The sequence below is a fragment of the Achromobacter sp. JCM 18799 genome (assembly GCF_055395645.1).
Window position 1 is genome coordinate 4,529,039 of record NZ_AP043866.1, and the last position, 11,335, is coordinate 4,540,373.

Below are 11,335 nucleotides of genomic sequence, written 5' to 3' on the forward strand. Positions count from 1 at the left end.
TCGTTTGCGCAGCTTGATCGGTTGGACGCCAATCAGGCTTGCATCAGGCGCATGGGCTCGATATCCATGCGTTCGTCGTTCTCGGACACCACGGGCATGCACAGGCCCATGAACTTGGTCAGCATGGCATCGAGCGAGAACAGCTTCTGCGCCCGGTGACGGCTGTGGTCCCTCAACTGCTCGTTGCTGCGCACCTGGTCCACCATGGACGCGACTTTCTCGCATGCCTCGTGCAGGTCCGGGTGATCGACGCAGCTGAGCAGGTGGCCGGTCTCGTTCTCCACAAAGCACTCGCCGGCGCCGCCAGCGGGAGTCGAGATCACCGGCACACCCACCAACTGGGCTTCGATCAGCACGTTGGGCAAGCCTTCGTAGCGCGACAGCAGGACGCTGGCATCCATTTGCGAATACCAATAGCCCACGTGGTTGGATAGACCGACCAGCAACAATCTGTCCGTCACGCTCAGCTCTTCAGCCAAGGCCTCGATGTTCTCGCGCAGGCGTCCGTCGCCGACGATGACGAAGCGCGCCTGCGGCCTGTCCTTCAGGTACATCGCCGCCAGCTTGATCCATAGCTGTGGCCGCTTGTCCGGCTCCAGGCGGAACACGCCGCCTATCGTCTCGGTGGCATCGTTCGTGCTTTCCTGGAAGGCTTTCCACTTTTCCTCATCCACGGCCGAGGCGTCCGTCGACAGATCGGGCACGCCGTTGTACAGGATGTGAAAGCGCGTGATCGGGATGCCCAGCCATTCCGAATAGGCTTCCGCGGCCTTGCAGCTGTTGCTGACGAAAACCACCCCCGGCACCTGGGCCAGGGCCTGGTAGAGCTCGGGATATTCCTCGCGGAAGCGGTCCTTGCGGATGTTCGGCGGCAGTCCGCGGAAGACCAGATGTATGGTCGGAGCGCCGGCCAGCAGCGCGGCCAGCGCGCCGAACAGGCAGGTCCCGTCCTGCCACAGGCTCACCACGTCGAACGGGTTCTCCCGCAGCACAGGCGTAAGCCGGGTCACGCCGTAGTGCACCGGAGGCGGCAACTGCTCCAGCAGACGGCTCAGGCTGCCTTCGGGCACGGATTGATGAGACACCGAAACGGCTGGCAGCTTGTTGATTTCCGTGACCGGGATCTGTGCCTTCACCAGCACCGGCAGGAAGAAATCCAGCCCCTGCTTCTTGGTGGAGCCCGCTGGCTCGGTGTGCTGCTTGACCATGACTTCGACTTTCTTCGGCATCATGATCACGTCGGCCGGCCGGCGCTCGGGGCACTCGGCCAGGCGTGTCAGTTCGCCCGCAAGCCGCGTCAGCTGGCGCTCGGCGCCGCCGGGCCCGAGGCTGCCCGTCACCAGCGCGACCGACACCGGCTTCTCCGCCGACTGATCCACGATCTTGCGGTCGCGGAAGTGCAGGATCGCATGCTTCATCGACACGATCCTGACATCCTTGCCCACCAGCCCTTCTTCCGATTCGAAGCGTTGGTAGAAGGCGTAGTCGCTGGCCAGGTCGTTGGCCAGCTCCGCCGCCTTGCTGCCGGGCGTCAGGTGCTTCATGACGGGCGCGATCGCATCGAACGCGTCGGCCAGCAACCCGCGCTTGCGCAGGCGCTTGGCGAACTCGACGCGCATGTTGCGGTCGGTGTTCTCGGAAATCAGCCGGCGAAAGAGTTCGTCGGACTGCTCGTGCGCACGGATGTCGCTCAGCAGCTTGGCCCGCGCGAACAAGCGATTGGGATTCTGCGTCGAGGGCGGAAGATGATGATCGACCAAGGCCAAGGCCTCATCGATCTTGCGTTCCTTCACCAACCGAGTCGCGCAGTAGCGCACGATCAGGAAATCGTCCGGGCACTCCTGCAACAGCGTGGCCCACTGCTCGGCCATGCCTTCGTTCAGGCCCGCCGCCTCCTTCAGCCTGAGCAGCAGGAAGCGGACCTTGGAATCGGCCATGTGATCGCGCGCCAATTCCTGGGCGCGGGGCAGGTTTTCCTGGGCGACTTGAACCCGCACCGACGCCGTGACGATCTCTTCCAACCGGGCTTGCACCGCTTGCAGATCGGATGCAGCCTCCGCTCGCTCGGTAGTCAATGGGGGATTCATGCTGCCTTCCTCCGGTTGATCTTCTCGATCCACACAAGGCAGCGTTCGATGTAGTGATCGAACTGCGCCGGATTCTCGGAACGTTCCTGCAGCTTGCGCCAGTACGGCAGGGCCTGTTCGAAGCGATGCAGGCGCATGGCGCCCACGGCGGCCAGGCGCAAGCCGATGGGATCTTCCGGAACCAGCTTCAGGATGCGCTCGCCCAACGCCAGGCGTTCGGTCGTGCTGGCCGAATCCAGCGCACGCGCTTCGGCGTACAGCACGGCGATGATGCGCCGCTTTTCATGGTCGACTTCCGACATGCCGGGCCAGGACTGCGCGACGCGCTCCAGCAGATTCCAGGCCGCCTGGTGATCGCCGGAGGAAAGAATCTCCCGCGCGCCGCGGATGGCGCGGGGTCCAAGCCTGCCCAGCTGGCGCTGCGCTTCGTCCTTGGCGCCCTGGTCCGCGCCGGCATGGTCGAGCACGGTCTTGTAGGCGTCGATGGCCTCGCCATACCAGCCGCCGTGGAAGGCCACCCGCGCAAAATGCAGCTGGGTGCTGAACGAGGCGGACTCGCCGGCGGCAGCCTGCTCGAGGTGCCGCATGGCGGTCTTCTTGTCGCCCAGCGCATCGGCCGCGCGGCCGCGCATGGCATGCAGCTCCGGGAAATCGATCTGGCTGTCCAGCGCGATGTCGGTAAGGTCGATGACTTCCTTGTGATTGCCCGCCACCAGCGCGGCCCGCACGCCCAGGCGCATCGCCCGCTCGAAGGCGCGCTGGGCGCGCACGCCGGCCAGCGCATCGGGAGTCAGCAGGCGGTGCGCGCAGATGCGCTCCGCGGCATCGCGCAGGCGTCCTTCTTCCAGCGCGCGGTTGCCTTCCTCGGCCCAGGCTTGCGACTGCGAATTCAGCCAGGCGACGATATCTTCCTGCTCGCTGCTTGCCAGCTTGCACGAAACCGCCAGCGTGGCGGCGGCCATGATGCCGCCGCGCCACGAAGCTTCCTTGACCAGCTCCAGCGCGTCGACATCATTGAGCGCGGGCGATTCGGACGCCAGGTTGCGCAGTCCGGCGCGATCGCCGGCCAGCAGCCGGTCGCGCCACAGCATGGCGAAGCCGCGCCCGTACGCGGGCATGGCCGCGCGGACCTCGTGGATCCAGCGTATGGCGGATTCCATGTCGCCGCTGGCCTGCAGCAGCGCGAGCACGGTGTCGGCGGCTTCCACCGCGACCGCGTCTTCCGGGGAAGAGATGCGGAACAGCTGCTTCCAGTTGCCCAGGGTCTCGTCCACATAACCCAATTGGCCCGCGGAAATCGCCGCAATGCGCACGATTTCGGGGGTTTCGATCTCATCGCCCAGCAAACCGGCAGCCAGCGAGTACGCCACGTCATGGCGTCCCAGCTTGAACTGGTTGCGCATCAGGATCTGCTCTGCCTTGCTGCCGGACGCCACCGCGCCGTCGGCGCTGCCCAAGAGCGCCAACGATCCTTCGTAGTCGCCCAGTTCTTCCTGGATGCGCGCAAACAGCAGCGTGTGGTCGGGCAGGCCGGGATGGCGGCGCAGCACCTCGCGCACGCGGCGCGAGGCTTCGCGCAGTTCGCCCGAATCCCAGAGTTTCTCGATGCGATCGGCGCTTTCGTCGGCGGAAAGCTTGGGCGCGGAGGGCTGCGTCGTCGACGCATCCAGGCGCGGACGCATGTAGGTCTTGAACCACTCTGCGCACAGGCGCTCGGCGAAAGCCGGCGTGTAGTGGGTCAGGTCCAATCCGCCATTTTCCATGGCCTCGGACTGGCCGATCTTGTTCATCAGCGGCGTCGGGTCGTAGCAAGGCACGCCGATGCGCTGCGCGCTGGCGAGCACCGCGGCGATCAGTTGCTGGCGTTGCTCGATGGGCGCGTTGTCCGGCGTCATGGCATTGACGTGCGTGACAAACACCACTTTGTCGCGGCCCAGCAGATCGACCAGCTGGTTCATTTCCTGCTCGATCTCCTCATCCGTCTGGTCGCGCTTGACGATACGGGCGAGCAGATTGCGGTCGTCCGGCGTGAGCGCCTTGAAGACCGGCTCCTGGTCCAGCAGCGCACGGCGCTCGGCCAGACGGTCGGCGTGGGCCATGGACCAGAACATCCGGGTGCGCGTGCGGTCGGCGAAGAACTCGCTGAAGTAGCGCACCAGGTAGTTGGACTGTATCGGGTAGCCGTCTATGGTCAGCAGCTTGCGCGAAGACAGTTCGACCACGTAGAGGTCAGCCGGCTTGTGGGCGCCTTTGCGCGCCTGCTCGCCATTCGAAGGCCGGAAGATCACGCGCTGGACGTCGGCAGGAATGTCGCCCTGGCCAAACATGAATCGCGCCTGCTGCAGCGCCTCGGCGCTGGTGTGCACGAAACCGTAGTTGCGCCCGAGTTGCAGCTTGATCGGGTAGCGGCCCACGGCATCGCGCAGCGGCGTATGGATGCGGCAGGTTCCAATCGGAGCGGTGGTAAAAGCAGCCATTCGGAGGCTCTCCTCTAGTGATCGATAGTGAGCCTGAACTTAAAGAGTCCAGTACAGGAGGTCGGACTGAAGCCGTTTGCTGTCCAGCACGGACTTCAGGTCGCACACCATGCCGCCGCTCTTGACCAGCGTGGGCAGGTCGTCCCAGATGGAGTCCATGGTTTCGCGGTGCGGCACCGCCAGGATCAGCACGTCCATGTCGCGGAACTGGTCGCGTTCCACGAGCTTGATGCCGTACTCGTGCTCCATCTGTTCCGGGTCGACCATCGGGTCGCAGGCGACAGGAGTGATGCCGTATTCGCCCAGGGCGTTGTAGAGATCGACCACCTTGGAGTTGCGGATGTCGGGCACGTTTTCCTTGAACGTCATGCCCAGGATGCCGACGCGGGTCGTGGCATTGAGACGGCCGTTGCGGGCCAGGGTCTGGACCACGCGCGAGGCCACATGGCTGGCCATGCCGTCATTGATGCGGCGGCCCGACAGGATGACTTCGGGGTGATAGCCGAGCTCCTGCGCCTTGGACGTCAGGTAGTACGGATCGACGCCGATGCAGTGGCCGCCCACCAGGCCGGGCGAGAACTTGAGAAAGTTCCACTTGGTGCCGGCGGCTGCCAGCACTTCCGAGGTGCGGATGCCGACCAGATCGCAGATCTTCGACATTTCGTTCATCAGCGCGATGTTGATGTCGCGCTGGGTGTTCTCCAGCACCTTCGCCGCCTCGGCGACCTTGATGGAGGAGGCGCGGTGCACGCCGGCGTCGATGATCTTCTCGTATACGCCGGCAATGATCTCCAGCGATTCCTCGTCCTGGCCGGACACGATCTTGACGATCTTCTCCAGCGGATGCTCGCGGTCGCCCGGATTGATCCGCTCGGGGCTGTAGCCCAGCTTGAAATCGACGCCGCAGCGCAGGCCGGACACTTTCTCCAGCTCCGGTCCGCAGATTTCCTCGGTGGCGCCGGGATGGACGGTGGATTCAAAAACCACGATGCAGCCGGGGCGCAGCACGGGGCCGATCGAGCGGCAGGCGCGCACCAGCAGCGAAAAATCCGGGTTGTTCTTTTCGTCGACGGGGGTCGGAACGGCCACGACGAAGAAATCGCAGCCTTCCAGCTCCGAAATCTGGTCGGTGAACTGCATCGGGGAGGCCAGCAACACGTCGCGTTCGATCTCGCCGGTCCAGTCATCACCCTCTTTCAGCCGTGCGATTCTCCGCTTGTCCACATCAAAGCCGATGACATCAAAGCGCTTGGAAAATGCGACTGCTACGGGCAGGCCGACATATCCAAGGCCACACACTGCGATTCTCTTTACCACGGGGGACCTCACTGTTTTCGTCGTGTCGGAGACACTAGAAATTGACACCCGGGGGCACGAGATCGATGCAGAATCGAATATGTTTGCCCCGGTTCGGGCGGGCGTATTGCTTAAGAATATTTACAGCTCGATACTTGATCAGACGTGCCAAGCGGCGAGCCAACGAATCGTATAGGTAGCAAACAGCGAAATTCTTTCTAAATATTTTTATTGCTGTGCAAGTAAGTCGAATTCGTCGCAATAAACCCAGGGAAATCCCTCAAATAATTACATTCATTACATAAACCGCAACATGACCCGTCATTGAGGTTGTTAGCAAATATATAAAAGAGTTTTTCTTGGTCCGGTTTAACCAAAATGAAAAAACATAATGTCGGCGCGGGGTTATTTATTAATGGCCGGCGCAATGTCATATTCAAAAACAGCCTGGCTACAGTCATTATTCAGAAATAACAAAGACTGACGCCCGTCCGCAGCACAAGTAAGTATTCGCACACGAGCCGCCCAAAAAGCAAAAAGCCCACCGGGCGGGTGGGCTTTTGCTCGATACGGCTGCGATTGTCCGGCCTTACTCCACCGTCACGCTCTTGGCCAGGTTACGCGGCTTGTCCACGTCCGTGCCCCGCGCGCACGCCGTGTGGTACGACAGCAGCTGCAGCGGGATGGTGTGCAGGATGGGCGAGAGCTTGCCGTAGTGCTCCGGCATGCGGATCACGTGCATGCCTTCGGCGCTCTGGATCTTGCTGTCGGCGTCGGCGAAGACATACAGCTCGCCGCCGCGGGCGCGCACTTCCTGCATGTTGGACTTCAGCTTTTCCAGCAGCTCGTCCTTGGGCGCGATGGTAACCACGGGCATGTGCTCGGTCACCAGGGCCAGCGGGCCGTGCTTGAGTTCGCCGGCCGGGTAGGCCTCGGCGTGGATGTAGCTGATTTCCTTGAGCTTGAGCGCGCCTTCCAGGGCGATCGGGTAGTGCATGCCGCGGCCCAGGAACAGGGCATTTTCCTTGGACGCGAAACGGTCGGCCCAGGCCATGATCTGCGGCTCCAGGGCCAGCACCGAGCCGATGGCCACGGGCAGGTGGCGCAGCGCCTTCAGGTGTTCGGCTTCCTGCTCTTCGCTCAGATGGCCGCGCACCTGCGCCAGCGCCAGGGTCAGCAGGAACAGGGCGGTGAGCTGGGTGGTGAAGGCCTTGGTGGACGCCACGCCGATCTCGACGCCGGCGCGCGTGATATACGACAGCTTGCACTCGCGCACCATGGCGCTGGTGGACACGTTGCAGATGGTCAGCGTGTTTTCCATGCCCAGCGAGCGGGCGTGCTTGAGGGCGGCCAGGGTGTCGGCGGTTTCGCCGGACTGCGAGATGGTGACCACCAGCGAGCGCGGGTTGGGCACGCTGTCGCGGTAGCGGTACTCGCTGGCGATTTCCACGGCCACGGGGATCTTGGCGATGGACTCGATCCAGTACTTGGCGGTCAGGCCGGCGTAGTAGCTGGTGCCGCAGGCCAGGATCAGCAGGGAATCGACGTCCTTGAAGATCTTGTAGGCCTGGTCGCCGAACAGTTCGGGCGTGATGGCTTCGATGTCCTGCAGCGTGTCGCCGACGGCTCGCGGCTGTTCGAAGATTTCCTTCTGCATGTAGTGGCGGTAGGGGCCGAGTTCGGCCGCGCCGGTATGCACGTGCACGGTGTGGACTTCGCGGTCCACGTTCTTGCCGTTGGCGTCCACGATCCAGACGCGCGAGAGCTGCAGGTCGACGACGTCGCCGTCTTCCAGGTAGATGATCTGGTCGGTGGTGCCGGCCAGGGCCAGCGCGTCGGAAGCCAGGAAGTTCTCGTTCTGGCCCACGCCCACGACCAGCGGCGAGCCTTGGCGCGCGCCGACCACGCGGTGCGGCTCGTCGCGGCAGAACACGGCGATGGCGTAGGCGCCATGCAGGCGGCGCACGGCGTTCTGCACGGCTTCGAACAGGTCGCCGGCATACAGGTGGTTGACCAGGTGCGCGATCACTTCGGTGTCGGTCTGGCTTTCGAAGACGTAGCCCACGGCCTGCAGCTCGGCGCGCAGTTCGTCGTGGTTCTCGATGATGCCGTTGTGGACCAGCGCGATGCGCGGCTCGTCGTTGCCCAGGCGCGAGAAGTGCGGGTGGGCGTTGTGGGTGGCCGGCACGCCGTGCGTGGCCCAGCGGGTGTGGGCGATACCGGTAAAGCCGCTGACCTTGTCCTGTGCAACCTGTTCGGCCAGTTCGGCCACGCGTTGCGTGCTGCGCGTGCGGCGCAGATGGCCGTCGGCGTAGACGGCGACGCCGCAGGAGTCGTAGCCGCGGTATTCAAGGCGCTTGAGGCCTTCGACGAGGATCGGGGTGATGTCGCGCTGGGCGACGGCGCCAACAATGCCGCACATAGGAGAGTGCTCCGGTAAGTTCGTGTACCGACGCATTGTGCTCGTCCCTGCAAGAAATTTGATTTCTTTATACTGATAAAAATGGAAGTTAATTCCCTTACATGATTGTGATTAAATAATATTTCTTCAAGATCATTTTTTTGAAATTAATCATGCAAAACGCACAGATTTCCCTGCCAGAGCTGGATGATCTGGACCGGCGCATTCTTGAACAGTTACAAGAAGACAGTTCGCTGACCAACCAGGAGCTGGCGCAACGCGTGCATGCCTCGCCCCCGACCTGCCTGCGGCGGGTCCGCCGGTTGGTGGACGAAGGGGTGATAGACAGGCAGGTGGCGATCCTGTCGGCGGAAAAACTGGGCAGCACGCTGACGGCGATCGTGGAGATCACCCTGGACGTGCAGGCGGCTGAAAGCCTGGACGCGTTCGAGCAGAGCATGCTGACCGAACCCGCGGTGCTGCAGTGCTACCGGGTGTCGCCAGGGCCGGATTTCGTGGTCATCGCCCAGGTGAAGGACATGCCGGCTTATCACGCGCTGGTGCACCGGGCCTTTACCGCGCAGGCCAATGTGCGCAACGTGCGCACCTTCTTCTCGGTGCATCGCGCCAAGTTCGAGACCCGGATAGATCTGCGGACCTGACGCGCGGCGGATCAGCGGCGGGCGATCAGGCGCTCGAACTGCGCCAGGTAGCGGTTGCCCATTTTCTGCACGTCGTGCTCGTCGCGCACGTAGGCGTAGGCGCGTTCGGTGACTTCCTGGCGGAAGGCCGCGTCGTCCAGGCAACGCGCCATGCCCTGCGCCATGGCCTGGAAATCGCCCACGGCGCACAGCACGCCGCGGCCGTCGGCCAGGCTTTCCTTCAGGCCGCCGGCATCGGTGGACACCACTGGCACGCGTTGCAGGAAGGCGTCCAGCACGCTGCTGCCCAGGGCCTCTTCCTCGGAGCTCATGACGAACACGTCGAGGATGCTGTAGAAATCTTCCACGCCCTTGCGAAAGCCTGCAAAGCGATAGACGTCCTCGATGCCGAGCTTGCGCGCCTCGTCCTTGGCCTGCTGCTCGCGGTCGCCGCCGGCGCCGAAGTGCAGGAACACGAAGTCGCGGCGCGTCTTGGCCAATTCGGCCACGGCGCGCACCAGCGTGACCGGATCCTTGTCGCGGATCAGCGCGGCCGACGTGGCCATGACCTTCTTGCCGGTCAGGTCGAATTCGCGCACCAGCCGGGCGACATTCTCGGCGTCGATCTGGTGCGGCTCGACGGCGCTGCGGATGATGACGGGCTCGATCCCCAGGCGGCGCGGTTCGCCCGCGGCCATCTCGCTGATCGCCACAAACAGGTCGGCGTGGCGCCATTTGAAGCCGGTCTTCCATTCATCGCCGGGCTTGACCACGAAGGACGTGCGGCGGGAAAAAGCCACCGGCCGGCGGTGCAGCCATTTGGTCAGGACCGCCCAGGTGATGGTGTTGGCGGTCTGCGCGTGGACGATGTCGTAGCGGCCTGCGCCAGCCAGGAAGGCCAGCTGTCCGGGCACGTTGCGGCAGGTATGGGCCACGAAACCCTCCTGGCGCGCGCGCTCGGCCAGCGGCGCGCCTTCGCGGCACATCACTTCGACGTCGTGGCCGGCCTTGCGGAATGCGCGCATGCAGTACAGCGTCTGCCGTTCGCCGCCGCGCCAGCCCTTCTCGAAGTTCAGCTGCAGGATCCTCATGCGCGGCCGATGCCCGAGTACTCGAAGCCCAGGCCGCGTACGTCCGCGGGCGTGTAGAGGTTACGTCCGTCGATGATGAGCGGGGTCTTGAGCAGGGCTTTGACGCGGTCGAAATCGGGCGCGCGGAAGACCTTCCATTCGGTCGCGATCAGGAGCGCGTCAGCGCCGTCCAGCGCGTCGTACATGTCGGTGGCGAAGCTGATGCCGGGCTTGCCGGCCAGCGCGCGCGCGGCCTCGTGCATGGCGACGGGATCATAGGCGCGCACCTCGGCGCCGCGGCGCGTCAGTTCGGCGATGACGGTCAGGCTGGGCGCTTCGCGCATGTCATCGGTATTGGGTTTGAAGGACAGGCCCCATAGCGCGATCTTGCGGCCCTTGAGGTCTTCGCCGAAACGCGCCACCAGTTTTTCGGACAGGCGGAATTTCTGCGCGTGGTTGGCAGCCTCGGCGGCCTCGATGACGCGCATGGGCAAGGCGTTCTCGGCAGCGGTGTTGACCAGCGCCTGCACGTCCTTGGGGAAGCAGGAGCCGCCGTAGCCCGCGCCGGGGTACAGGAAGTGATAGCCGATGCGCGGATCGGCGCCGATGCCGCGGCGTACTTGCTCGATATCCGCGCCCAGGGCTTCAGCCAGGTTCGCCATTTCGTTCATGAAGGAAATGCGCGTGGCCAGCATGGCGTTGGCGGCGTACTTGGTCAGCTCGGCCGAGCGCACGTCCATGACCATCAGGCGGTCGTGGGTGCGCTGGAAGGGCTCGTAGATGCGGCGCATGACGCCGATGGTGTAGTCGTCGTCCGCGCCGACCACGACCCGGTCCGGGCTCATGAAGTCGTTGATGGCCGCGCCTTCCTTCAGGAATTCGGGGTTGGACGCCACGCTGAACGGAATGTCCACGCCACGCGCGGCCAGTTCACGCGCCACCACGTCACGCACCTTGTCGGCGGTACCCACCGGCACGGTGGACTTGTCCACGATCAGCTTGCGCGACGTCATGTGGCGCGCGATGTTCTGGGCGGCGGCCAGCACGTACTTCAGGTCGGCCGAACCGTCCTCGCCGGGCGGGGTGCCGACGGCGATGAACTGCACGTCGCCAAAGGCCACGCTCTGCGCGACGTCGTCGGTGAAATGCAGGCGGCCCGCCTGCACGTTGCGGCGCACCAGGTCTTCGAGGCCCGGCTCGTAGATGGGAATGCCGCCCTGGCGCAGGAGGGCGATCTTCGCCGCGTCCACGTCCAGACACATGACGTCGTTGCCCATGTCGGCCAGGCACGCCCCCGACACCAACCCCACGTAACCGGTACCCACGACCGTGATCTTCATGCCTGAACGCCTTCAAAATAGGT

General features: G+C 64.0%; 7 protein-coding genes. 1 reads left to right on the plus strand and 6 read right to left on the minus strand.

Annotated features, from left to right (window positions below; translation table 11 throughout):
- Positions 1 to 32: 32 nt before the first annotated feature.
- The 4 genes from ACZ5YA_RS21310 to glmS form a co-directional block, all read right to left on the minus strand.
- Positions 33 to 2,087, minus strand: coding sequence for a glycosyltransferase (locus ACZ5YA_RS21310; RefSeq protein WP_059376913.1), 2,055 nt, complete (start codon positions 2,085 to 2,087; stop codon positions 33 to 35).
- Positions 2,084 to 4,564 carry a hypothetical protein gene (locus tag ACZ5YA_RS21315; RefSeq protein WP_059376911.1) on the minus strand — a complete coding sequence of 827 codons (2,481 nt, stop codon included), beginning with the start codon at positions 4,562 to 4,564 and terminating at the stop codon, positions 2,084 to 2,086. Before ACZ5YA_RS21315 ends, ACZ5YA_RS21310 begins: the two co-directional genes overlap by 4 nt.
- 39 nt (positions 4,565 to 4,603) lie before the next feature.
- Complete coding sequence (locus ACZ5YA_RS21320; protein ID WP_464091206.1) at positions 4,604 to 5,863, minus strand: nucleotide sugar dehydrogenase; 1,260 nt, start codon at positions 5,861 to 5,863, stop codon at positions 4,604 to 4,606.
- 586 nt (positions 5,864 to 6,449) lie between these two features.
- Positions 6,450 to 8,282 (minus strand): glutamine--fructose-6-phosphate transaminase (isomerizing), encoded by a 1,833-nt coding sequence (gene glmS / locus ACZ5YA_RS21325; RefSeq protein WP_118932271.1) that lies wholly within the window; start codon positions 8,280 to 8,282, stop codon positions 6,450 to 6,452.
- A 152-nt stretch (positions 8,283 to 8,434) separates the two neighbouring features.
- On the opposite strand from glmS, the gene ACZ5YA_RS21330 reads away from it, so the two are divergent.
- Positions 8,435 to 8,923, plus strand: coding sequence for an Lrp/AsnC family transcriptional regulator (locus ACZ5YA_RS21330; RefSeq protein WP_118932270.1), 489 nt, complete (start codon positions 8,435 to 8,437; stop codon positions 8,921 to 8,923).
- A gap of 11 nt (positions 8,924 to 8,934) precedes the next feature.
- Here the strand turns inward: ACZ5YA_RS21330 and ACZ5YA_RS21335 are convergent, their stop codons facing one another.
- Both ACZ5YA_RS21335 and ACZ5YA_RS21340 read right to left on the minus strand, forming a co-directional pair.
- Positions 8,935 to 9,993 carry a glycosyltransferase family 4 protein gene (locus ACZ5YA_RS21335; RefSeq protein ID WP_118932269.1) on the minus strand — a complete coding sequence of 353 codons (1,059 nt, stop codon included), beginning with the start codon at positions 9,991 to 9,993 and terminating at the stop codon, positions 8,935 to 8,937.
- The gene (locus ACZ5YA_RS21340) at positions 9,990 to 11,312 is read right to left on the minus strand and encodes a UDP-glucose dehydrogenase family protein (RefSeq protein WP_054455429.1); all 1,323 of its coding nucleotides are present in this window, start codon (positions 11,310 to 11,312) and stop codon (positions 9,990 to 9,992) included. The genes ACZ5YA_RS21335 and ACZ5YA_RS21340 overlap by 4 nt, the downstream gene beginning before the upstream one ends.
- Between the last annotated feature and the right edge of the window lie 23 nt (positions 11,313 to 11,335).

What these genes read in the sequence shown, in the direction of transcription:
- ACZ5YA_RS21340 (WP_054455429.1), bottom strand. Translation starts at nt 11,312, where the DNA reads ATGAAGATCACGGTCGTGGGTACCGGTTACGTGGGGTTGGTGTCGGGG.
- ACZ5YA_RS21330 (WP_118932270.1), top strand. Translation starts at nt 8,435, where the DNA reads ATGCAAAACGCACAGATTTCCCTGCCAGAGCTGGATGATCTGGACCGG.
- ACZ5YA_RS21335 (WP_118932269.1), bottom strand. Translation starts at nt 9,993, where the DNA reads ATGAGGATCCTGCAGCTGAACTTCGAGAAGGGCTGGCGCGGCGGCGAA.
- ACZ5YA_RS21310 (WP_059376913.1), bottom strand. Translation starts at nt 2,087, where the DNA reads ATGAATCCCCCATTGACTACCGAGCGAGCGGAGGCTGCATCCGATCTG.
- glmS (WP_118932271.1), bottom strand. Translation starts at nt 8,282, where the DNA reads ATGTGCGGCATTGTTGGCGCCGTCGCCCAGCGCGACATCACCCCGATC.
- ACZ5YA_RS21315 (WP_059376911.1), bottom strand. Translation starts at nt 4,564, where the DNA reads ATGGCTGCTTTTACCACCGCTCCGATTGGAACCTGCCGCATCCATACG.